The 21,325-nt window shown below is 73.5% G+C and carries 19 protein-coding genes; 6 read left to right on the forward strand and 13 right to left on the reverse strand.

The genetic code is table 11. The annotated features are described in order from the left end of the window. The first annotated feature begins 193 nt into the window (after nucleotides 1-193). On the forward strand, nucleotides 194-1,177 hold the full coding sequence (locus tag ABT232_RS33490) for an AraC-like ligand-binding domain-containing protein (protein ID WP_351847216.1): 984 nt from the start codon (nucleotides 194-196) through the stop codon (nucleotides 1,175-1,177). Here ABT232_RS33490 and ABT232_RS33495 read toward each other — a convergent pair. Together ABT232_RS33495 and ABT232_RS33500 are read right to left on the reverse strand one after the other, a co-directional pair. Next, nucleotides 1,144-2,088 (reverse strand): helix-turn-helix domain-containing protein, encoded by a 945-nt coding sequence (locus tag ABT232_RS33495; protein WP_351847218.1) that lies wholly within the window; start codon nucleotides 2,086-2,088, stop codon nucleotides 1,144-1,146. The two genes, ABT232_RS33490 and ABT232_RS33495, sit on opposite strands and share 34 nt — an antisense overlap. Further along, nucleotides 2,085-4,811, reverse strand: a complete 2,727-nt coding sequence (locus tag ABT232_RS33500) for an ATP-binding protein (RefSeq protein WP_351847221.1) — start codon at nucleotides 4,809-4,811, stop codon at nucleotides 2,085-2,087. The genes ABT232_RS33495 and ABT232_RS33500 overlap by 4 nt, the downstream gene beginning before the upstream one ends. Between ABT232_RS33500 and ABT232_RS33505 the strand changes: the two genes are divergently transcribed. Beyond that, a complete protein-coding gene (locus tag ABT232_RS33505; RefSeq protein ID WP_351847224.1) occupies nucleotides 4,795-5,139 on the forward strand; it encodes a hypothetical protein in 345 nt (114 codons plus the stop codon). The two genes, ABT232_RS33500 and ABT232_RS33505, sit on opposite strands and share 17 nt — an antisense overlap. Before the next feature lie 260 nt (nucleotides 5,140-5,399). After that, on the forward strand, nucleotides 5,400-8,183 hold the full coding sequence (locus ABT232_RS33510; RefSeq protein WP_351847227.1) for an ATP-binding protein: 2,784 nt from the start codon (nucleotides 5,400-5,402) through the stop codon (nucleotides 8,181-8,183). Between the two features lie 51 nt (nucleotides 8,184-8,234). Here the strand turns inward: ABT232_RS33510 and ABT232_RS33515 are convergent, their stop codons facing one another. The 11 genes from ABT232_RS33515 to ABT232_RS33565 all read right to left on the reverse strand — a co-directional run bounded on the left by ABT232_RS33515 (nucleotide 8,235) and on the right by ABT232_RS33565 (nucleotide 18,373). Further along, the gene (locus tag ABT232_RS33515; RefSeq protein WP_351847230.1) at nucleotides 8,235-10,628 is read right to left on the reverse strand and encodes an ATP-binding cassette domain-containing protein; all 2,394 of its coding nucleotides are present in this window, start codon (nucleotides 10,626-10,628) and stop codon (nucleotides 8,235-8,237) included. 89 nt (nucleotides 10,629-10,717) lie between these two features. Beyond that, on the reverse strand, nucleotides 10,718-11,131 hold the full coding sequence (locus tag ABT232_RS33520; RefSeq protein WP_351847232.1) for a VOC family protein: 414 nt from the start codon (nucleotides 11,129-11,131) through the stop codon (nucleotides 10,718-10,720). 10 nt (nucleotides 11,132-11,141) lie between these two features. Continuing rightward, on the reverse strand, nucleotides 11,142-11,564 hold the full coding sequence (locus tag ABT232_RS33525; RefSeq protein WP_351847235.1) for a helix-turn-helix domain-containing protein: 423 nt from the start codon (nucleotides 11,562-11,564) through the stop codon (nucleotides 11,142-11,144). 26 nt (nucleotides 11,565-11,590) lie between these two features. Beyond that, a complete protein-coding gene (locus ABT232_RS33530) occupies nucleotides 11,591-11,923 on the reverse strand; it encodes a DUF3140 domain-containing protein (protein WP_351847238.1) in 333 nt (110 codons plus the stop codon). 6 nt (nucleotides 11,924-11,929) lie between these two features. Beyond that, complete coding sequence (locus tag ABT232_RS33535; protein WP_351847240.1) at nucleotides 11,930-12,163, reverse strand: hypervirulence associated TUDOR domain-containing protein; 234 nt, start codon at nucleotides 12,161-12,163, stop codon at nucleotides 11,930-11,932. Between the two features lie 129 nt (nucleotides 12,164-12,292). Next, nucleotides 12,293-13,771, reverse strand: coding sequence for a glutamate-cysteine ligase family protein (locus ABT232_RS33540; RefSeq protein ID WP_351847243.1), 1,479 nt, complete (start codon nucleotides 13,769-13,771; stop codon nucleotides 12,293-12,295). A gap of 98 nt (nucleotides 13,772-13,869) precedes the next feature. After that, complete coding sequence (locus ABT232_RS33545; protein ID WP_351847245.1) at nucleotides 13,870-15,174, reverse strand: hypothetical protein; 1,305 nt, start codon at nucleotides 15,172-15,174, stop codon at nucleotides 13,870-13,872. Nucleotides 15,175-15,341: 167 nt separating this feature from the next. Next, the gene (locus ABT232_RS33550; RefSeq protein ID WP_351847248.1) at nucleotides 15,342-16,847 is read right to left on the reverse strand and encodes a peptidoglycan recognition protein family protein; all 1,506 of its coding nucleotides are present in this window, start codon (nucleotides 16,845-16,847) and stop codon (nucleotides 15,342-15,344) included. 56 nt (nucleotides 16,848-16,903) lie between these two features. Further along, nucleotides 16,904-17,407 carry an MmpS family transport accessory protein gene (locus ABT232_RS33555; protein WP_351847250.1) on the reverse strand — a complete coding sequence of 168 codons (504 nt, stop codon included), beginning with the start codon at nucleotides 17,405-17,407 and terminating at the stop codon, nucleotides 16,904-16,906. Nucleotides 17,408-17,812: 405 nt separating this feature from the next. Further along, complete coding sequence (locus tag ABT232_RS33560) at nucleotides 17,813-17,983, reverse strand: hypothetical protein (RefSeq protein ID WP_351847253.1); 171 nt, start codon at nucleotides 17,981-17,983, stop codon at nucleotides 17,813-17,815. A 33-nt stretch (nucleotides 17,984-18,016) separates the two neighbouring features. Then, nucleotides 18,017-18,373, reverse strand: a complete 357-nt coding sequence (locus ABT232_RS33565; RefSeq protein WP_351847256.1) for a PRC-barrel domain-containing protein — start codon at nucleotides 18,371-18,373, stop codon at nucleotides 18,017-18,019. Between the two features lie 383 nt (nucleotides 18,374-18,756). Here ABT232_RS33565 and ABT232_RS33570 point away from each other — a divergent pair, with 383 nt between their 5' ends. The 3 genes from ABT232_RS33570 to ABT232_RS33580 all read left to right on the forward strand — a co-directional run bounded on the left by ABT232_RS33570 (nucleotide 18,757) and on the right by ABT232_RS33580 (nucleotide 21,265). After that, nucleotides 18,757-19,347 (forward strand): DUF5994 family protein, encoded by a 591-nt coding sequence (locus tag ABT232_RS33570; RefSeq protein WP_351847259.1) that lies wholly within the window; start codon nucleotides 18,757-18,759, stop codon nucleotides 19,345-19,347. Between the two features lie 10 nt (nucleotides 19,348-19,357). Further along, nucleotides 19,358-19,645 (forward strand): hypothetical protein, encoded by a 288-nt coding sequence (locus tag ABT232_RS33575; protein ID WP_351847262.1) that lies wholly within the window; start codon nucleotides 19,358-19,360, stop codon nucleotides 19,643-19,645. 300 nt (nucleotides 19,646-19,945) lie between these two features. Next, nucleotides 19,946-21,265 (forward strand): ABC transporter substrate-binding protein, encoded by a 1,320-nt coding sequence (locus ABT232_RS33580; protein ID WP_351847265.1) that lies wholly within the window; start codon nucleotides 19,946-19,948, stop codon nucleotides 21,263-21,265. Nucleotides 21,266-21,325 lie beyond the last annotated feature (60 nt).

Genomic DNA, 21,325 nt, shown 5'->3' on the forward strand with positions numbered 1-21,325 from the left:
GCACCTCGGCATGACCGTCCGCGCACCACCGCGCGGGGCGGCCGCGGCCCGCGCGGTCCGGCCGTTCCCGGCACACCCGTCAAATGACCTAACCGCTGTGGCGCGGCCCTTCCGAGACTGGTCGGAGAGGGGCGCGGACCAGGCCGGACGGTTCGGGCGGCGCGCCCGGTGGACAGCGGACCGAGGAGCGGATGTGCAGTCCGTGGTGAGTACGGCGACCCTGCCCGACGCGGAGCGGGCCGCGGCCTGGGAGCGGGCCGTGCGGCACTGGCTGGCACCGCTGCGGGTGGCCGTCCCGCAGGGGGTGCGGTCCTTCGAGGGGACGTTGTGGTCGAGCGATCTGGGCTATGTCCGGGTCCTGTCGATGACGGCCGGTCCGGTGCGGCTGAGCCGCACCACCCGGCTGGTGTCGGCGGCTCCGGACGACCATGTGGTGCTGGCCGTGCAGGCGGCGGGCACGGCCGCCCTCCACCAGGACGGACGCGGCGCGACCCTGCGCCCCGGCGAGCTGGCCCTGTGCGACCTGCGCCGCCCGTTCTCCTTCGAGCAGCGCGACACGTTCCGGCTGCATCTGCTGCGGGTGCCGGCGCACGCGCTCGGTCTGTCGCCGGCCCGTGCCCGGCAGGTGACGGGGCGGGCCGTGCCCGGCACGGACGGGGTGGCGGCGCTGCTGGGGCCGTTCGTGTCGGCGCTGGCTGCGGAGGCGGACCGGGCGGCGGCGCCGGTCGCGGACCGGCTGGCCGGGAACATCACGGACCTGCTCGCCACGCTGATCGACGAGCAGAGCCCCCGGCAGTGCTCGGCGGCCGACACCGCCCGGGAGCATCTGCGCACGGTGGTCCGCCGGTACGTCGACGAGAACCTGCGCGATCCGGACCTGTCGCCGGCGGGCATCGCGCGGGCGCACCGCATCTCCGTCCGCTATCTGCATCTGCTCTTCCAGGGCGAGGAGACCACCGTCGGCAAGCTGATCCTGCGGCGGCGGGTCGAGGAGTGCGCGCGGGAACTCGGGCGCCGCGCGGCCGTGGCACTGACGATCTCGGCGGTGGCGCGCGGCTGGGGGTTCCGGAACGTGGCCCACTTCAGCCGGTCGTTCAAGGCGGTGTACGGGTACTCGCCCCGCGACTGGCGGGACGCGGGACCTCACGCGCCGGGAGCGGTACCGGTGGCGCGGTGACCGCGGTCCGCCGTGCCGGTGCGGATCCGGTGCCACTCGCCCGGTGAGACGCCGTACGCGGCGCGGAAACTCCGGCTGAAGTGGGCGGCGTTGGCGAAGCCCCACCGCCGTGCCACGGCCGCCAGGGAGGCGGCGTCGGCGCGGTCCGGCCGGGCGAGTTCGCGCCGGCACTCCTGGAGCCGGCGCTGCCGGATCCACCGGCCGAGGGTGGTTCCCTCGGCGGCGAACACCTTGTGCACGTACCGCACGGACACATGGTGGCGTGCCGCGATGTACTCCGGGCTCAGCCTGCGGTCGGCGAGGTTCTCGTTGACGAAGCGGCGGATCGCCCGGGCCGTCACGGCCCGCCGGTCCGGTCCGGCCGCGGCGTCGGCGGCGACCGTGGTGCCGGGGGCGGTCGGGGCCGTGGTGCGCCGCTCGGTGGCCAGGGTGCCGAGCAGCTCGGCCAGGCTGCCGGCGATGCCGTGCGCGGTGGCCGGGGCGTAGTCGGGGGCGGACTCGGCGACGGTGGTCAGCAGGGGCACGAGCAGCCGGGTGACACCGCCGCCGGACCGCCCGTGCACACCCCGCAGGGCGGTGAGGTCGGCGTCCGGCAGGCCGAGCAGGTCCCGCGGGAACACGAAGAGGTGCAGCCGGAAGTCGTCCCGTGCGCGCAGCTCCCAGGGCTGTGCCGGATCGGCCACGAAGACCTCGCCGGGCGCGCACGGCAGGAGCGTGGCGCCGTACGCGAGGACGGCGTGCCCTTCCGGCTGGGTGCCGACGTACAGCGGCGCGGTGTCGTCCGCCGGGTCCGGCGGCGGCGTCCGCAGCACGTTCCCGGCGGCGCCGGCGTGGGTGGTGATGCGCAGGGCGCCGAGCCGGTGGCGGACGGGGATGCCGCCGGAGGTGCCGGCCGAGCCGGTCTGCCTCATGTCTCCTCCTGGCGGCCCAGGGCCCGGGCCAGGCCGGCCCGGCTGGTGATGCCGAGCTTGGGATAGATCTTGTACAGGTGGCCCGCGACGGTTCTGGGCGACAGATGCAGGCGCGTGCCGATGTCCCGGTTGGTGAGTCCCTGCGCGACCAGGTCCGCGATGCGCCGCTCCTGGGGTGTCAGACGCTCGGTGGGGGCGGCGGCGGGGGCGGGCTCGGCGCAGACCCGGAGTTCCTGACGGGCGCGGTCCGCCCACGGGTCGGCCTTCAGGCCGGCGAACGCCCGGTGCGCCGCGTCCAGTTGGTGCCGGGCCTCGACGCGCCGGCCCTGGCGGCGCAGCCAGGCTCCGTGGTGCAGCCGCACCCGGGCCAGTTCGAACGGCCATCCCGAGGCGCCCGGCGTCGCGTACACGGCGGAACTCGCCGCGTCGACGTCGTCGGCCGCCAGCGCCTGCGCGGCGCGCAGCACGAAGCGGTGGTGGTCGGAGATCCGGTCCATGCGCACGGCCAGGCCCGCCGCCACGTGCCGGCGGGCCTCCTCGCGCCGGCCGGTGCGCACGGCCGCCTCGACGAGGTCGAGGAAGACCAGGTTGAGCTTGGGGACGTCGGCGGGGAAGGTGCCCGGGGGCATGACGGCCGAGGCGTGGGTGTACGCCGTCTCGTAGTCGCCGTGGGCGAGGGCGCACAGGGCCTGCATGGCGCGCAGCCGCTGGACGACGAAGGCGAGGCCGCGGGCGGCGGCCCAGGGGCGCAGGTCGGCGACGAGGTCGTCGACGGCCTGCCGCCGGCCCCGGGCGGCGGTGACGTAGCCCTCCGTGTACCGCTGGACGGCCTCGTTGAGGCGGAACGCCCGTGCGCGGGAGGCGGCGGCCTGCCGGCGGGCCCGTTCCACGCACCGGTCCCAGTGGCCGCGCAGGAAGTCCCCGTAGGCGGCGACGCTGCCGATGAAGGCCTGGGTGGCGTAGGAGTGGTGGTGGGTCAGCCGCCGGAAGAGCGGGGTGTCGTCGTCGATGCCGTCGAGTCCGGCCGCCGCCCACAGCAGCAGCCAGACCTGGCCCGGCTCGTCGTCGGCGGAGAAGTCGCGCAGCGCGGCGTCGAGGCGGTCCTGGGCGCCCTGGGCGTGCCTGGCCGGGTCGTTCCAGATGTCGTGGCCGAGCCGGGCGAGGGGCCCCGCGCCGTCCAGCCGGGCCGCCAGCGCCTGCCAGACCAGCGGGTCGGCGGTGTAGCCGGCGGCCAGGTAGAGCATGAACAGGCTCGGCAGGCGCAGGCCGGTGTCCGCCGCGCCGGAGAGCCGGTCGAGCACGGCGGGCAGCAGCTCCACGGCGGGCCCGACGTCGCCGTCCCCGTGCAGCCGCACCAGGGCACGGGCGAAGTCGAGCAGGTGGCGGCTGTCCGCCGGCACTCCGTGGGTGACGGCCTGGTCGAGGAGCCCGGACGCCAGGTCGAGGTGGCCGCCGGAGGCGGCGGCGCAGGAGGCGACCACGAGCCGGTGCCCGCGCCCGGCGGCGGTGCCGCTCAGGCCGGCGGCCCGGGCGAGGAGGTGGGCGGCGTCGGTGGCGCCGCCGCGGGCCTGGGTGCGGGCCGCCGCCTCGTCCAGTGCCGCGGCCAGTGCCTCGTCGGCGCCCACGGTGGCGGCGGCCCGGTGGGTGAGCGCGCGCAGGTCCCCTTCGGGCAGTACGTCCGCCAGGGCGGCGTGCGCCCTTCGCAGTTCGGCGCCCGAGGCGGCCTCCACCAGTGCCGACCGCACCAGCGGGTGGCGGAACCCGAAGCGCGCGGTCCGCGGGTCGAGGTGCGCCAGACCGCTGTGCGCCGCCTCCGCCAGGTCCTCCTCGGTGGTGTCCGTGCCGGCGGCCCGGGCGGCGGCCCCCACCAGGTCCAGGGGGTGTCCCTCGCGGCCGGCCAGGGCGCACAGCAGCAGGGTGAACCGGGTGGCGGGCGGCAGGGCCGCCACCCGCTGGGCGAACATCCCGCCCAGCCGCTCACCCAGGGGCAGGTGGTCGGGGAGGGGCAGCCGGCCGGTGCGTTGTGCCTCGCCGAGCTGGGCGGGCAGTTCGGCGAGGGCGAGCGGGTTGCCCGCCGCCTCCTGGAGGACGCGGCGGCGGGCCGTGGACGACAGCCTGGGGTGGAGCCGGTGCAGCAGCCGCTCGGCGCTCTCGTCAGCGAGCGGTGCCAGGTCGAGGGTCCGGGCGCCGGTGGGGTCCAGCGCGGCGACGTCCTCCGCTCGCACGGTGGCGAGCAGGACGACCGGGAGCGCGCCGAGCCCGCGCTGCAGCAGGTGCAGGACCTCGGCGCTGGAGGCGTCCACCCAGTGCAGGTCGTCGACGAGCAGCACCACGGGCTGCCGGCGGGACACGACGGCCAGCAGCTCGGCGACGGCCGCCGAGACCGTGCACGGGTCGCCGGCCTCGTCCGCGCCGAGGCCCAGCGCCCGGTCCAGGGCCGCCCTGGCTCCGGGTGACAGCTGCCGTGTCTCCTCGCGCAGCGGCCAGACCCACTGGTGCAGCGCGGCGAACGGCAGGTTCCGCTCCCCCTCGGCGCCGCTGACGCGCAGCACGCGCAGTCCGCGCCGCGCGGCGAGGTCACCGGCCTGCGCCAGCAGGACCGTCTTGCCGATCCCGGCCTCACCGCACAGCCAGACGGCGCGGCCCGCGTCGGTCACCGTCTCGACCGCCTCGCGCAACAGCCGCCATTCGGCGCCCCGTCCGAGCGTGTCCGCGTCCAGCAAGCCCGGCGTCCTCCCCTCCCCCTCCGTCACCGCACCGCCCCTCTCCTCGCTCACCGCCACCGCCACCGCCACCGCCACCGCCACCGCCGCCGACGGCGACGGCGACGGCGACATCGACGGCGTACGGCCATCCTGGTCGCTCCGTTCGGCTCCGCGAACCGCGGCCGGGCAGTCGTGCACCCTGCGGCAGGTGCTCGTCCCCGCACGTCAAGTGCGCGAGCGGCACGCGCCGGGGTGCGGTCCGGGCCGCGGCACGGCCCGCCGGACGACCACGCCCAGCCTCCGGTCCGGCGGCGGCCGGGGCATCGGCACAATGACTGCGCATTGACCGTGCGCGGCGGGCCGCCGGCCGTGCACGGGCCGGTGCGCCGCCTGGTCGCGGGTTCGGCACCGCCATGGCGGCGGCACCGGCGAACGCGCGCGCCACCGCGCGCTCGGTCCGGCGCGTCGAACGCGCGGCCGTCCACCTGGGACGCCTGGGCCCCCTGGGACACCTGGGACCCCTCGGCGGCCTCGGCGGCCTCGGCGGCCTCGGCGACGGGTGTCCCCCGGGCGTGGATAGAATGCTCCTTTCGTACAAATGCGCTGGTGGCGGGGGGTCATCGGGTGTCCGGCGACGAGCTGTTCGGCAGGGCTCGGGAGCTCACCGCTCTCGACGCGTTCGTCGGCGGTCTGCCGGGCGAGGGCTCCGTCCTGCTGCTGCGCGGCTCCCCCGGCATCGGCAAGTCCGCACTGCTGTCCCGGGCCGCCCGCGCGGCGGAGCGGTCGGGCTGCACGGTGCTCACCGCTTCCGGTGTGCAGGCGGAGACCCATCTGCCGTTCGCCGGGCTGCACCAGCTCACCCGGGGCCTGCTGGACCGCGTGCCGCAGCTGCCGCCGGCCCAGTCGGCGGCGCTGCTGGCCGCGTTCGGGATGGTGGGGACGTATCCGGAGGAGCCGGCGTCGGCGGCCGGGCACGCGCCCGCGTTCTTCATGATCGCGCTGGCCACGCTCAACCTGTTCGGCGACGCCGCGGGCGAGGCCCCGGTGCTGCTGGCCGTCGACGACGCGCAGTGGCTCGACACCCCGACCCTGGACGTCCTCGCGTTCCTCGCCCGGCGCCTCGGCGCCGAGCCGCTCGGCATGCTGGTCGGCATCCGCGACGGCCACGCGACCCCGCTGGACACCCTGGCGCTGCCCGAGCTCGTGCTCCGGCCGCTGGCGCCGAAGGACGCGGAGAGCGTGCTGGACGCCGTGGCACCGCGGCTGGAGCCGCCGCTACGGCGGCGGGTGATGGACGCCGCGGCGGGCAATCCGCTGGCCCTGATCGAACTGCCCACCGCCCTGCGCGCCCAGGGCCCCTCCGCCGACGCCCTGACGTCCCCGGCGATCCCGCTCACCGCCCGCCTGGAGCACGCCTTCGCGGCCCGGCTGCCCGATCTGCCGCCGGCGACGCGGCAGGTGCTGCTCGTCGCGGCGACCGACGACGAGGGCACCCTCAGCGAGGTCCTGGCGGCCGCGTCGGAGGCGGCGGGTGCGGCTCTCACGGCGGACGCGCTGGATCCGGCCGTCGCGAACGGCCTGGTCACGGCCGACGCCCAGCGGCTCAGGTTCTGTCATCCGCTGGTGCGCTCGGCGGTCCTCCAGGCGGCGTCGCTCGCCGAACGGCTCGCCGCGCACCGCGCGCTGGCCGCCGTGCTCGACGGGCAGTCCGACCGTCGGACGTGGCATCGGGCCGCGGCCAGCGGACAGCGCGACGAGTCGGTCGCCATGGCGCTGGAGGGGACGGCGGCCCGCGCCGAGGCGCGCGGGGCGCCGGCGGTGGCGCTCGCGGCCCTGGAGCGGGCCGTCTCGCTCGGCGAACGTGCCTCGGCCCGAGGCACCCGGCTGCTCAAGGCGGCGGAGCTGTGCCTCGAACTCGGCCGCACCGAGCGGGCCGCGACCCTCCTCCAGCTCGCCGCCCCGCTGGAACTGGGTGTCCTGGAGCGGGCCCGCATGGTGCTGCTGCGCGAGGGGCTGGAGACGGACGTGTCCGCCAGCGTCCCCCGGCTGCGGCTGCTCATCGGCACCGCGGAGGCGGCGGCCGGCGCCGGCGACCCGGAACTCGCGCTCCGTATCCTGCGGGCGGCGGCGCGCCGCTGCTGGTGGTCGGACCCGGGGCGGGAACTGCGCGAGCGCGTGGTGGCCGCCGCCGAACGGCTGCCGGTGCCCGAGCTCCACCCCGATCTGGTGTTCGTCCTGGCCGCGGCGACTCCGCTGGAGCGGGGCGCGACGGTGGTCGAGCGACTGGAGCGGCTGGAGTACGAGGGCGCGTACGACGCCCTGGGCGCCGCCACGCTGGGGACGTCCGCCACCATGGCCGGCGCCTACGACCTGGCCCCGGCCTTCCTGCGCCACGCCGCCGCCGGACTGCGCGCCCAGGGCCGGCTCGGGCTGCTCTCCCAGGTGCTGGTGTCCCTGTCGTTCACCGCGGCCCACGTCGTCGACTGGGAGTCGGGCCTGCCCAGCGTGGCCGAGGCGCTGCGGCTGGCGGAGGAGAGCGCGCTGCCCCGCTGGCTCACCGGCGCCCGGATCGCGAAGGCGCAGTTCGCGGCCGTACTCGGCGATCTGGACACGGCCCGCGCGGCCGTCAACGAGGCCGAACGCCAGGGACTGGCCGTGGCGAACCCCTCCAACCTCGCCTTCGTGCAGATCACGCGCGGTCTGATCGGGCTGGCGGCGGGCCGGCACGCGGAGGCGTTCGGCTGTGTCCGGCGGGTCTTCGACCCGGCCGACCCCGCCTGCCACCCCTGTCTCCAGTCCGTCGCGATCACGGTGCTCGCCGAGGCGGCGGTGAGCGACGAGCACCGGGCGCTGGCCCGCGACGCGTTGGGCCGGCTGGACAAGGCGGCGGCCGCCACCACCGCCCGGATGGTCAAGGCGAACCTGGGCTTCGCGCACGCCCTGCTGGCCGACGAGGACGCCGAGGCACGGTTCCGGTCGGCCCTTGCTCTGGACCTGTCCCAGGAGCCTTTCACCCGGGCCCGCCTGCTGCTCGCCCACGGCTCCTGGCTGCGGCGCAGGCGCCGCGTCATGGAGTCCCGTACGCCGCTGCGGATCGCCCGGGAGTCCTTCGCGTCCCTCGGGGCGAAGCCGTGGCACGAGCGCGCGGGCCAGGAGCTGCGGTCCGCCGGCGAGGGCGGCGCGCCGCAGCCGCCGGCGAGCTGGGATCTGCTCACCCCGCAGGAGCTGCAGATCGCCCAGCTCGCCGCGACCGGGCTGTCCAACCGGGAGATCGGACAGCAGCTGTACCTGTCCCCGCGCACCATCGGGGCGCATCTGTACCGGATCTATCCCAAGCTCGGCATCACCTCCCGCGGTCAGCTGCGGGAGAGGCTCGGCCCGCCGGGCTGACCCCGGCAGGCCGCGCGGCCCGGTGAACCGGTCACCCGGCCGGTGAACCGGTCAGGCTCCCACGTAGGCCGCCAGGTGCTCGCCCGTGATGGTCGAGCGGGCCGTGATCAGGTCCTCGGGGGTGCCCTCGAAGACGACTCGGCCGCCCTCGTGGCCGGCGCCGGGGCCGAGGTCGATGATCCAGTCCGCGTGGGCCATGACCGCCTGGTGGTGCTCGATGACGATGACCGACTTGCCGGAGTCGACGAGCCGGTCGAGCAGCCCCAGCAGTTGTTCGACGTCGGCGAGGTGGAGGCCGGTGGTCGGCTCGTCGAGGACGTAGACGCCGCCCTTGTCGCCCATGTGCGTGGCGAGCTTCAGGCGCTGCCGCTCGCCGCCGGACAGGGTGGTGAGCGGCTGGCCGAGGGTGAGGTAGCCGAGGCCGACGTCGGCGAGCCGGTCGAGGATGCGGTGCGCGGCCGGGGTGTGCGCCTCGCCGCCGCCGAAGAACTCCTCGGCCTCGGCGACCGACATCGCCAGCACCTCGCTGATGTCCTTGCCGCCGAGCCGGTACTCCAGCACCGACGCCTGGAACCGCCTGCCCTCGCAGTCCTCGCAGGGGGTGGCGACCCCGGCCATCATCGCCAGGTCGGTGTAGATGACGCCGGCGCCGTTGCAGGTGGGGCAGGCGCCCTCGGAGTTCGCGCTGAACAGCGCCGGCTTCACGTCGTTGGCCTTGGCGAAGGCCTTGCGGATCGGGTCGAGCAGTCCGGTGTACGTCGCCGGGTTGCTGCGCCGGGAGCCGCGGATCGGCGCCTGGTCCACCGAGACCACGCCCGCGTCGGCGGGCATCGAGCCGTGCAGCAGCGAGCTCTTCCCGGAGCCCGCCACACCGGTGACCACGCAGAGCACGCCGAGGGGGATGTCGACGTCGACGTCGCGCAGGTTGTTCGCCGTCGCGCCGCGGATCTCCAGCGCGCCGGTGGGCTTGCGCACGCCGTCCTTGACGGTGGCCCGGTCGTCGAGGTGCCGGCCGGTGACGGTGCCGCTGCTCCGCAGGCCCTCCAGGGTGCCCTCGAAGCACACGGTGCCGCCGGCCGAGCCGGCGCCGGGGCCGAGGTCGACGACGTGGTCGGCGATGGCGATCATCTCCGGCTTGTGCTCCACGACCAGCACGGTGTTGCCCTTGTCCCGCAGCCGCAGCAGCAGGTCGTTCATGCGCTGGATGTCATGGGGGTGCAGGCCGGCGGTGGGCTCGTCGAAGACGTACGTGGTGTCGGTGAGCGAGGAGCCGAGGTGGCGGATCATCTTGACGCGCTGCGCCTCGCCGCCGGACAGCGAGCCCGCCGACCGGTCGAGCGCGAGATAGCCGAGGCCGATCTCCACGAACGAGTCGAGGGTCTGCCGCAGCGCGGTGAGCAGCGGCGCCACCGAGGGCTCGTCGAGGCCGCGGACCCACTCGGCCAGGTCGCGGATCTCCATCGCGCAGGCGTCGGCGATGCTGATCTTCCCGATCCTCGACGAGCGGGCGCCCTCGCTGAGCCGGGTGCCGTCGCACTCGGGGCAGGTGTCGAACGTGACCGCCCGCTCCACGAACGCCCGGATGTGCGGCTGCATCGCCTCCTTGTCCTTGGACAGGAACGACTTCTGGATCTTGGGGATCAGGCCTTCGTAGGTGAGGTTGACGCCGTTGACCTTGACCTTGGTCGGTTCACGGTAGAGGAAGTCGTGCATCTCCTTCTTGGTGAACCGGCGGATCGGCTTGTCCGGGTCGAGGAAGCCGGACTGGGCGTACAGACCGACCGTCCACACGTTGTCCGACTTCCAGCCGGGGATGGTGAACGCGCCCTCCGCGATGGACTTGGAGTCGTCGTAGAGCTGGGTGAGGTCGATGTCGGAGACCTTGCCGCGGCCCTCGCAGTGATTGCACATGCCGCCGGTGCGCTCGAAGGTCGCCTTCTGCGCCTTGGTCCTGGCGCCGCGCTCGACCGTGATCGCGCCGCTGGCGCGGACCGAGGCGGTGTTGAAGGAGTACGCGCTGGGCGGGCCGATGTGCGGCTCGCCGAGCCGGCTGAAGAGGATGCGCAGCATCGCGTTGGCGTCGGTGGCGGTGCCGACCGTGGAGCGCGGGTCGGCGCCCATCCGCTGCTGGTCGACGATGATCGCCGTGGTCAGCCCGTCGAGGACGTCGACCTCGGGCCGGGCCAGCGTCGGCATGAAGCCCTGGACGAAGGCGCTGTAGGTCTCGTTGATCAGCCGCTGCGACTCGGCGGCGATCGTGTCGAAGACCAGCGAGCTCTTGCCGGAGCCGGAGACACCGGTGAACACCGTCAGCCGGCGCTTCGGGATCTCGATGCTGACGTCCTTGAGGTTGTTCTCGCGCGCCCCGTGCACGCGGATCAGGTCATGGCTGTCGGCAATGTGCGGCTCGGGCGTGGTGGTGCCCGTCCTCGTGGCCGTGCTCATCGTGTCTCCATCTGTCCAACCGGCTGCCTGCGAAGTGTTCGAATCTTTGCGGGCCGGGCGCCGTCACGCCAGCGCCCGGCGGGCGCGGCTCACTTCCGCGGCTGGGTGAAGCGCAGCATGTTTCCGGCGGGGTCGCGGAACGCGCAGTCGCGGACGCCGTACGGCTGGTCGATCGGCTCCTGGAGCACCTCGCCGCCCGCCGCGCGGATGCGTTCGAAGGTGGCGTCGACGTCGTCGGTGCGGAAGATGACTCCGCGCAGCAGGCCCTTGGCGAGCAGTTCGGCCATGGCCTGCCTGTCGGCGGCGGGGGCGTTCGGGTCGGCGAGCGGCGGTTCGAGGACGATGTCCACGTCGGGCTGGTCGGGCGAGCCGACGGTCACCCAGCGCATGCCCTCGAAGCCGACGTCGTTGCGTACCTCCAGGCCGAGCACGTCCCGGTAGAAGGCGAGCGCCTTGTCGTGGTCGTCGACGGCGATGAAGCATTGGGAGAGGTTGATGTCCATGCGCCTCACGCTACGGGCGGCGCTCGGCCTTCGCTTCTCCGTTCCTGACCGGTCGTGTGTGGATCTTGGCGACGCAGGGCGGGACGGCGGCGCCCTCCTCGTGGTCGCGGGCCCGGTAGGCGCTCGGGCTCTCGCCGACCAGCTCGGTGAAGCGTGAGCTGAAGGAGCCCAGTGAGGTACAGCCGACCTCGAAGCAGACCTCCGTCACCGTGAGGTCGCCGCGCCGCAGCAGCGCCTTGGCGCGTTCGATCCGGCGCGTCATCAGGTAGCTGTAGGGCGTCTCGCCGTAGGCGGCGCGGAAGCTGCGGGAGAAGTGGCCCGGCGACATCAGGGCTACGCGGGCCAGCGCCGTCACGTCGAGCGGCTCGGCGTACCGGCGGTCCATGAGGTCGCGGGCCCGGCGCAGCCGGACCAGGTCTTCCAACGTCGTCACCGGACCACTTTCGCACGGCGCCGCGGTCATTTCAGCGGGTCGTGGCCCCAGTTCATGAGTGAGTGCCGCCACCGGGTCTCGGTCACGTCGCCGGAGGGCCGCTGCGCGAGGTGGCGGCGGATGTAGCCGTCGACCTTGCGCATGTGCCGGTAGTCGTCGTCCGAGAGGTCGCCCTTCCTGGCGCGCAGGATCTCCACGATCCGGCGGCCCGAGGCGTGCCCGGTGGACTCGCCGCCGTCCTTGTGCTGACCGGCGTCCTGGGACGGCTCGGAGGCCAGCCACTTCTCCAGTTCGGCGGGCGTCATGTTCACCAGCTCGCGGAACGCGTCCCAGGTCTCTTTCCGCTCCTCGTCGTCCACGGCGTGCTACTTCGACTTCTTCTTCAGCGCCGACGGCTTGTGCACGGCGGAGCGGCCCGACTTGTCGCTGCGGACCTGGTACTGCGGGTCGTCCGGTGAGGCGTCCACGGTGCGGCCGGCCGCCTCCGTGCGCTCGGTGATCTTCTTCTCCACCTTGCCCTCGGTCTCACTGCCGTGGCTGCTCCAGGCGACCTGGTCGCCCTTCTTGAGCTTCCTGTCTCCACCGCGGCTCTTCGCCATGCCGCTCCTCCCTCGTACCGGTGCGCCGGCGGTGCGCCGCCGCTCCTCCAGGGTGCGGGGCGGTCGCCGGCTTCGCAGCTCGGACGGCGCGGGCGGACGACCTGGGGCCGGGGAACGGACCGGGCGGCGTCAGTCCACGGGCCAGGTGTGGGCGGGTGCGTTCATGTGCATGTAGTCGAGGTACTGCCGGGTCATCCGCCGCAGCGCCTCGTGCCGGTCGGCGTGGGCGGTGTCCTGGATGTGGTTGACCATCTCCGTCTGCCAGACCGCGCCGTTGCGGCCGGTGACGCACCGCTGCTCGATGATCCCCAGCAGCGGCTCCCGCCAGGCCGCGTCCATGCCGGCGTGCTCCAGTCCCCGGTGGGCCAGCGGCAGCAGCCGCCGCAGCACCAGCTCGGTCACCGGCACCTCGCCGACGCCCGGCCAGTACAGCTGGGCGTCGATGCCGTGCCGGGCCGCGGTGTGCAGATTGTCCTCCGCGACCGAGAACGACATCCGGGACCAGATGGGCCGGTCCTCCTCGACCAGGGCGCGGGTCAGCCCGTAGTAGAAGGCGCCGTTCGACAGCACGTCGGACACCGTGGGGCCCGCGGGCAGCACCCGGTTCTCCACCCGCAGATGCGGTACGCCGTCGACGACGGCGTAGACGGGGCGGTTCCAGCGGTAGACCGTGCCGTTGTGGAGGGTCAGCTCGGACAGCTCCGGGGTCCCGCCACGGTCGAGCGTCCGGCGCGGGTCCTCGTCGTCGCACAGCGGCAGCAGCGCCGGGAAGTACCGGACGTTCTCCTCGAAGAGATCGAAGACGGTGGTGATCCACCGCTCCCCGAACCACACCCGGGGCCGCACGCCCTGCACCTTGATCTCGTCCGACCGGGTGTCGGTGGCCTGCTCGAACAGCGGGATGCGTGTCTCGCGCCACAGCTCCTTGCCGAACAGGTACGGGGAGTTCGCCGCCAGGGCGACCTGCACCCCGGCGACGGCCTGCGCGGCGTTCCAGTACGGCGCGAACTCGTCGGGCGAGACCTGGAGGTGGAACTGGGTGCTGGTGCAGGCCGCCTCCGGCGTGATGGTGTCCGCGTAGGTCTGGAGGCGTTCGACGCCGTCCACCGAGATCAGCAGGTCCTCGCCGCGCGCGGCGAAGATCTGCTCGTTCAGCAGGTGGTACCGCGGATTCTCGGACAGCGCCGCCAGACCCACGTCCTTGCGTTCCAGCGTCGGCAGGATCCCGATCATCATCAGGTGCGTGCCGATCGCCGCGGCCTTCTCCTCCGCCTGGTTGAGCGCGTCCCGGATCTCCTGTTCCCAGGAGTCCGGGCCGCCCGTGGTGAGCCGCCGCGGCGCGACGTTGATCTCCAGGTTGAAGCGGCCCAGCTCGCTCGACCAGGAGGGGTCCGCGATCGCCTCCAGGACGTCCGTGCTGCGCATCGCGGGCTCGGCGGTCGGGTCCACGAGGTTCAGCTCGATCTCCAGACCGACCTGCGGCCGCTCGAAGTCGAACCGCGACTCCCGCAGCATCCGCGCGAACACATCGAGGCAGGTGTGCATCTTGTTCCGGAACCGGCGACGGTCCTCACGTGTGAACGCCAGCGCCGGGACGTCGCGTCCCATACGGCCCTCCCGAGTCTCCTCGGCACGCATCCCCACCTTCAGCGTCCCACTCCCCGGGCGGCCCAACCACCGAGACCGCGGGCGGCGCGGCCCTCCCGTCAGTCGCGGACCGCGCGCCGCCGCCGTACGACCACGATCGCGCCGGCGCCGACGGCGACCGCCGCGGCCGCCGCGCCCGCGAGGGGCAGGGTGGCGCCGGAACCGGTGTCCGCCAGGTCGCCGCCGGTGGCGGTGCCCGTGGTGCCGGTGGTCGAGGAGCCGGTCGTGGCGGACCCGCCGCCGGTGGAGGTGGAGCCGGTGGAACCGCCCGTGCCACCGGAGCCGCCGGTGGTGGAGCCCGTGCCACCGGTGGACGTGGAGCCGGAGCCGCCGGTGGTCGAGTCACCGCCGCCGGTCGATCCGGTGCCGGCGACGTCGAGGGTGATGTCGGCCTTGTCGTTGGTCTTGACGGTGTCGAACGGCCGGGCCGGGCCGCCGAGTTCCACCGAGCCCTTCGCTCCCGGCACCGCCTTCTCGATCTTCAGCCGGAAGGCGTAGGTGTAGTCCTCGTTCTCGTCGACCCAGGCCTGGCTGGTGCCGCACCGGTACGTGCCGGCGGACACCTTGGAGCAGAAGCCGTCGGTCTTGGTCACCTTGGTGCCGGCGGGAATCCTGACCAGCGTCTGGTTGGTGGGGCCGGGCTCGTCGGCGGGCTCCCGGTTCACCCAGCCCGGACCGGCGTTGGTGAACTTCACCGCCAGGTCGACCGTTTCGCCGACGCTGCCCTTCAACTGCGCGCCGGTCACCTTGAAGTCGGCGGTGTTCACCGCCGTGACCGGCACATTGGCCGCGTCCCAGTCCTCGTGCTCGGCGGAGCCGGGCTCGGCCGCGGGGGCGTCGGGCCGCTCGACCAGCTTGATGGCGGGGGCGGTGCCGGGCACCGGCTGCGCTCCGCTGTCGCCCGCGCCGGAGTCGTAGGTCGACACGGTCACGCGAACCTGGTCGTACAGCGCGTGGTCGCGGACGTCGACGGTGAGCGTCTTCTGCGGCGTGTAGACGACACCGGGCTCGATCGTCTGGGCGAACTCGCAGACGGCGGCGATCGCCTCGGGTGCCTCGTCGTACGAGGGGATGTCGTAGCGCACGCAGTTGGAGGGCAGCTCCTGGTGGTCCAGCCCGCGCGAGAGGGAGTACGCCAGGTAGACCTTGTCGAGGGCCTCGGTGCCGGTGTTCGTGAAGCTGGCGGGCACCTTGATGCTGCTGCCCGGCTCGACTCCTTCGAACGGTGCCGTCTCCTCCAGGACCAGTCCGGGAGCGGAGTCTTCGGCCATGGCCGGCGTGGCACCGAGCGAGATCAGCGCGACGGCGCCGATGGCGCCGGCGGTCTGTCGGAACGCGCGAAGGCCGGGAGCGGGTCGGTACATGAGGTCCTCTGATGAAGCGACGGTGACAGATGGGTGAGCTGTGCGGGAACACGAGCCCGCACAGCAGACTCCCGGCGCGACCGAAGGGTTGTACGAGAACGTCGAATTGTTGTCCGGCCGCGGGCCTGCCCCGCACGAGTACGCCCGGCTCGTGCGGGGCAGGCGGATCAGCGGGCCGCGTACGGGGAGGCGGCGGCCCGGGCGCGCAGGGCGGGCAGCTCGTCGTAGAGCTTCTGGCCCGGGCAGAGGGTGGCGTAGCCGTCGCGGTGACCGGAGACGGTGTACAGGTTCGCCCGCTCGCCGGCCTTGTACACACCGGTGTCCCCGGCCGCGGTGAGCGTCACCCGTGCCTGCGGGTCGACGCCGTCCAGGCCCAGCTTCCAGGCGGCGACGTCGGCGATGGCCGAGAGCGCGGCGGGGGTCGGGGTGCCGCCGTTCTCGTAGTCGCCGAGCAGGGAGATGCCGGAGGAGACGCCGTTGAAGCCGTAGGTGTGCGCGCCGCGCACCCGCCGGTCGACGCCGCCCGCGCGGCCCTCGAAGACGGTGCCGCACTGGTCGACGAAGAAGTTGTAGCCGACGTCGTTCCAGCCGTTCGTCTGCACGTGGTAGACGAAGATCGCGCGGATGATCGCGGGCGAGTCGGCGCAGCTGTAGTCGTTGGTGCCCGCGGTGTGGTGGACGAAGACCGCCTCGACCTTGGTGAGGTATTCGGCGGGGTCCTTCACGAGCGACTCGTCGGCACCCCAGCCGGCCCTGCTGACGATGGAGGGCGCGGCGGGCACGGCGGGCGTGCTGGGCGTGGCGGGCGCGGTGTCCGTGGGCGAGGCGGAGGGCTCGGCGGAATCCGTGGGCTCCGAGGACTGTGTCGGCTCCGTCGGCTGCGAGGGCTCCGTCGGCTCCGGCGTGGCGGTCGGGGTCTCCGCGGGGACGGACGGCTCGGCCGGGGTGACCGTGGGCTCCTCCGGGGCGGTGGTCGACGGCGTGGCCGTGGGCTCCTCCGGCGCGGTGGTCGTCGGCGGCGTGGCCGTGGGGTCCGCCGGGGCGGTGGTCGACGGCGTGGCGGTGGGTTCCGCCGGGGCGGTGGTCGTCGGCGGCGTGGCCGTGTCCTTGCCGGGCTTGGCGGCGGCCGCGCTCCTGCCCCTGGACTTCGGCGTGGTGCCGGGGTCGATCAGGTCCAGGCGCAGCCCCTCGGGTACGGCCCGCTGCTCGCCGTCGGCCAGGACGCGCGCCTCGACGGCGTCGGAGGGGCCGGTCCACAGCGGCTCGGAGGCGCCACGGGTGTCGGCCGCGCGGGTCTCGTCGGTCTCGGGGGCCACCGTGTCGAAGTCGAGGTCGCGCCACTCGGACCACCGGCCGGTCTCGGCGCTGCGGGTGCGGACCTGGGCGGTGCCGTCGAAGCGCCGGGTGTGGTCCGCCCAGGAGACGCCGATCAGGGAGAAGTCCTCGGTCCGGGTGCGCGGCAGGTCGCGCTCGGCCTTGCCGGTCCCGCCGAACGCCATGGTCTGGGCGCTCGCCGGGCGGGCCGGGTCGGTGCCGGCGGAGCCCTCGTCGGGCACCGCGGCCACCGCGGCGGTCGCGAGGCCGGCCCCGCCGAGCACGGTGGCGCCGATGGCGAGCCAGGTGCGGCGGGAGCGGGCGAGGGTGCGGCGCGCGCGGGATCTGCTGGGGCTCATGGCCCTCCCTGTCTTCGTTCGCTGTCACTTGCGGTGGTGCGTGAGGTGGCCGTGGGTCAGCCCGCGGCGGCGTCGGCCGGGTCCGGGCTGGGGCCGGCGCTGGGCAGGGCGCCGGTACAGGTGGCGCGTCCGAAGTTGCCGCTGGCGGTGGCGCTCTGGAGGTGCCGGCCCTGGACGGCGACGGCGCAGCGGGCCTCGCCGCCCTTCTCGCCGAGGACGACGTTGACGACCGCGCTGCGGCCGAGCGGCACCGGCACGGTCTTGCGCCAGGGCAGGGAGGCCGCCTTGACGACGGTCGCCTTCCCGGACTCGCTGCGCGCCTGGTAGGTGATGTCGGCGGTGCCGGTGCCGGTCACCTCGTAGGTGACGGAGGCGGTCGGGACGTGGCGTTCCTTCTTCTCCTCGCCGTCCGGGGAGAGCACGCCGTACAGCACGAGGCCGCCGCAGACGGCGAGCACCGCGGCGCCCGTGATCAGGCCGGCGCGGTCCGGTCGGCCGCGCTCGGCCCCGGTTTTCCCGTCACTCGGCCGTTCTTCCGACTTCGCGGTTTCGTCACCCATGAATTGCCCCCCTCGGCAGCTGAATTCCGGTGCGCCCGGCTCTTCGGAGCCCAGGACAGCGGGTTTATACCGCACCGCCTCATCCCTTTTCCAGCGAGCGGAGATTTCGGACAGGCGGTACCGCCCTTATGGCCGTTTTGCAGGGTCTGCCGCATCAAGTGGCGTAATTGTCGCGTCACTTGACGTGGCTTCAGCTCGATCCCTGAACCTCGGCGGCCGCTGCGAATGCCCTGGTACGAGGCCCTCCGGGGACGGCCGGAGAAATTTCGGTGGGTTCCGGCGATCGTCGACGGAAAGGGACTTGTGGCGGCCCTGGTGAGGAGTTCACTGCTGCCACAGACCGCTTATGCCATGGCGGGACATCGGCGCTTCCGGCGAGGCCCGCCCATGTCCGCGGCCCTCGGTTCAGCGCAGCGCGTGCCGGTGGGAGCGCCGGGACAGCCGGACGGCGGCCAAGGCCAGGTCGAGTGCGAAGAGCACGATGCCGATGATCAGCAGGAAGCCGAGGCCCTCCGCCGTCGCGCCGATGATCCCCAGCACCATGGCCGCGATGACGATCAGCAGGAAGAGCACCATGAGGGGAACACCTCCCCGGGACGCGACGGCCGCTCAGCGGCGGGCGAGTTGGCGCTCGCCGTGCGCCCCCGGCCGGTAGGCCATGCCGTAGTAGTGGTAGATCGCTTCCTCGCGCCCGGCGGGCAGCACGTCGTCCAAGCCGATCGAGGGCGCCTTCCGCACCCGCCCGCGGGCGAAGGAGACCTTGACGTAGTCCGGGCCGAGGACGGTCTCGTCCAGGGGCACGAAGACCAGATGCCGGCGGGTGGGCAGACCGGTCCTGACCGTGGCCATGGCCGGCAGATCGGTGGTGGTGTCCACGTAGACGGCTTCGAGTACGCCGATCTTGCGGCCTTTGGGATCGACGACGTCGTGGGCGCGCCACTCGCGGACGTCGGCTGCCTGGATCATGGTCCTTCTCCTTCCGCTCTCTCGTCCGGCGAGAGCAGGAGACCGGCGAACGACCTGCTTGCGGCGTCTTCAGCGTACTCCTGACGGGTGCGGGGGCCGTCACGCCGGCCGCTGCCGTCACGCCGATCTCCAGGCCGTCACACCGGTCTCCAGACCCCCTGGCCGTCACACCGGTCTCCAGACCCCCAGGCCGTCACACGGGTCGCCAGACCTCCAGGCCGTCACGCCGATCGCCCGGCCGCCTCCCGTCCGTCCTCCTCCGTACGCGGAGTACCGTTGGCAGTACCGAGGGCATTTCGCACACCGGACTCCACGCCGGGTCGTTCTCGGCGAACGATGAAACCCGGGCCGCCGCGAAGGCGGCTCGGAGACGGGTCCGCATCATGTCCGCGACCGTGTCCCCTCCCCTCCCGCGCGCCGCGCCCGTCGCCGGCACCGCCGCACGTCTCGCCCTGAAGGCCGACGGCAGCTCCCGAGGCCTTCTGGACGGTGCCTGGTGGCCTCGCTCCCGTGAGCTGCTCCGCGAGCTGCCCGCGCTCACCGCGGTGCTGGATCCCCTGTGGGGCCGCATCACCCGTATCGCCGTCAACCCGCGGTACTGGCCGGTCGTCCCGCGCGAGATCGCCGTGGGTGGTCACATCGTCAGGGTCGGCTGGTTCACCCCCGAACTCGACCCGCACAAGCTGCTCCTGCTCTCCTACGGCACCCTCCGCTGGGACCTGCTGGTCGTCCCGCCGGAGACCGGGGCGGCATCGGCGGCCCGCCTGATGGCTGCCGCGTCCGAGCCGGGCGGCCGGGCGCTGACCGCGAGCGAGCTCATCGCCGCGGACGACGCCCGGTACGCCGTGGTCGCGGGCGACCGGCCACTCGATCCCGACGAGGCGTGGGAGTACGAGGGCGGCGCCTCCTCGGTCCCCGCGGGCATCCGGACCGGGGCCGGCCGCGACAGCGGCCGCCCGACCGCCGACAGGTGAGGAGGCCGCCATGAACGCCTTCCTGACGACCCTGGCAGTGCTGCTCCTCATCGCGGCCGGGGCCTATCTGATCCACCGGCTCAACGCCGAGCACGCGGAACGCATCGCCGTCCACCGGTACAGCCGCGCCCTGCCCACCGGGCCGCGGCACGGCACCGGTACCGGTCCGGCGCGGTCGCGCGGCTCGACCCGCACCGTGCCGACGCCCACCGGCGACAGCCGACGCGGCCACCTCGACGGAGGCCGCGGCCGCTTCCCGGCGCGCCGCCGCCGCGACCGCACCACTCATCACGGCTGACCCGCACCAGCCGTCAGGGATGGGCGGGGCGACATCCGCCGCCCCGCCCATCCTCGGCACCTAAACCGGTTTTGTACAGGCCGATCGCCCAGCCATGTCGATCCGGGCCGTAAACCGGTCCAGACCCCTCCTCCGACCCGCTCCTCCCCGTCCCTGCACGTCACGCAGGGACAGGCAGCCGCCTCGGTAACGATTGAGTATCGCGCTGGAAATCTCAGCTTTACCGGTCAAGCGACGGCTGACATAGTGCCGCTCATCCCGCTCGAAGAGCTGAGCCGCAATCCTGGAGGAGCTGGGCACATGGGGAAGAAGAAGGCGCTCACGGGGGCACTTCTGGCCGCCGCGATCCTGACCGTCGCGGGGTGCAGCGGTCAGGGCGCGGTCTCCGGCGAGACGGCGAAGGCACCCGCCGACCCCGCCGACGTCTCGGGCACCATCAAGGTCCTGACGCACCGCACGGACCTCGTCCAGAACGGGACGATGGACAAGTACGCCGCCGAGTTCAACAAGACCTACCCCGAGGTGAAGGTGAAGTTCGAGGCCCTCACCGACTACGAGGGAGAGGTCAAGATCCGGATGAACACCGAGAACTACGGTGACGTCCTGATGATCCCGGGCGCCGTCGCCAAGAACGACTACCCGAAGTTCTTCGCCCCGCTGGGCAGCGCGGGAGAGCTGGGCGACAAGTACCGCTTCAGCGACAAGACGGAGGTGGACGGCAAGATCTACGGCATCGCCACCTTCGGTACCGCCAACGGCTTCCTCTACAACAAGGCCGTCTGGAAGAAGGCCGGCGTCACCGAGTGGCCGACCACGCCCGAGGAGTTCGTCGACGGCCTGGAGGCCATCAAGTCCAAGACGGACGCGGTGCCCTACTACACCAACTTCAAGGACGGCTGGCCGCTGACCGCCTGGAGCAACAGCATCGGCTCGGTCACCTGCGACGCCAAGGCGAACGACAAGCTCGCCGGCCCGGTGTCACCGTGGAAGCAGGGCAGCGAGCTGCACACGATCGACTCGCTGCTGTTCGACATCGTCAAGGGCGGCCTGTCCGAGAAGGACCCCAACACCACGAACTGGGAGGCGTCCAAGGACATGATCGCCCAGGGTGAGATCGCCACCATGCAGCTGGGCTCCTGGGCCATCACCCAGATGCGCGCCGCGGCCGAGAAGGCCGGCACGAACCCCGACGACATCGGCTTCATGCCCTTCCCGGCGCAGAAGGACGGCACGTACTGCTCGATCCTCGCCTCCGACTACCAGCAGGCGGTCAACGTCCACTCCGACCACAAGACCGCCGCGCGCGCCTGGATCGACTGGTTCACGGAGAAGTCCGGCTTCTCGGCGAAGGAGGGCGCGGTCCCGGCGGTGAAGTCCGCGTCGATGCCCGACACCCTCAAGGACTTCGTGGACAACGATGTCACCTTCCTGGAGCGCTCCGAGGCCGAGACCGGCGCGGTGAACGCGATCGACAACGCGGCCGAGATCGGCCTCAACAAGCCGGACTACCGGCAGTTGCTGGTCGACACCGCACGCGGTGCGCGCAAGGGCGGTCTCGACGACTTCTTCGCGGACCTCGACAAGAGGTGGAACGAGGCGGCCGCCGCCGCGGGCTCCTGACACCCCGCCGGTATCCGCCTTCGGCCCCTCCCGGCCTCGCCCGCACCGATGGGCGGGGCC

Origin of the sequence: Streptomyces sp. NPDC001532 (assembly GCF_040298625.1) — a bacterium.
Classification (GTDB): Bacteria; Actinomycetota; Actinomycetes; order Streptomycetales; family Streptomycetaceae; genus Streptomyces.

Excerpts from the sequence above, each read along its gene's own strand:
- ABT232_RS33495 (WP_351847218.1), bottom strand. The coding sequence starts at position 2,088 with ATGAGGCAGACCGGCTCGGCCGGCACCTCCGGCGGCATCCCCGTCCGC.
- ABT232_RS33515 (WP_351847230.1), bottom strand. The coding sequence starts at position 10,628 with ATGAGCACGGCCACGAGGACGGGCACCACCACGCCCGAGCCGCACATT.
- ABT232_RS33520 (WP_351847232.1), bottom strand. The coding sequence starts at position 11,131 with ATGGACATCAACCTCTCCCAATGCTTCATCGCCGTCGACGACCACGAC.
- ABT232_RS33535 (WP_351847240.1), bottom strand. The coding sequence starts at position 12,163 with ATGGCGAAGAGCCGCGGTGGAGACAGGAAGCTCAAGAAGGGCGACCAG.
- ABT232_RS33540 (WP_351847243.1), bottom strand. The coding sequence starts at position 13,771 with ATGGGACGCGACGTCCCGGCGCTGGCGTTCACACGTGAGGACCGTCGC.
- ABT232_RS33545 (WP_351847245.1), bottom strand. The coding sequence starts at position 15,174 with ATGTACCGACCCGCTCCCGGCCTTCGCGCGTTCCGACAGACCGCCGGC.
- ABT232_RS33550 (WP_351847248.1), bottom strand. The coding sequence starts at position 16,847 with ATGAGCCCCAGCAGATCCCGCGCGCGCCGCACCCTCGCCCGCTCCCGC.
- ABT232_RS33555 (WP_351847250.1), bottom strand. The coding sequence starts at position 17,407 with ATGGGTGACGAAACCGCGAAGTCGGAAGAACGGCCGAGTGACGGGAAA.
- ABT232_RS33560 (WP_351847253.1), bottom strand. The coding sequence starts at position 17,983 with ATGGTGCTCTTCCTGCTGATCGTCATCGCGGCCATGGTGCTGGGGATC.
- ABT232_RS33565 (WP_351847256.1), bottom strand. The coding sequence starts at position 18,373 with ATGATCCAGGCAGCCGACGTCCGCGAGTGGCGCGCCCACGACGTCGTC.
- ABT232_RS33570 (WP_351847259.1), top strand. The coding sequence starts at position 18,757 with ATGTCCGCGACCGTGTCCCCTCCCCTCCCGCGCGCCGCGCCCGTCGCC.
- ABT232_RS33575 (WP_351847262.1), top strand. The coding sequence starts at position 19,358 with ATGAACGCCTTCCTGACGACCCTGGCAGTGCTGCTCCTCATCGCGGCC.
- ABT232_RS33580 (WP_351847265.1), top strand. The coding sequence starts at position 19,946 with ATGGGGAAGAAGAAGGCGCTCACGGGGGCACTTCTGGCCGCCGCGATC.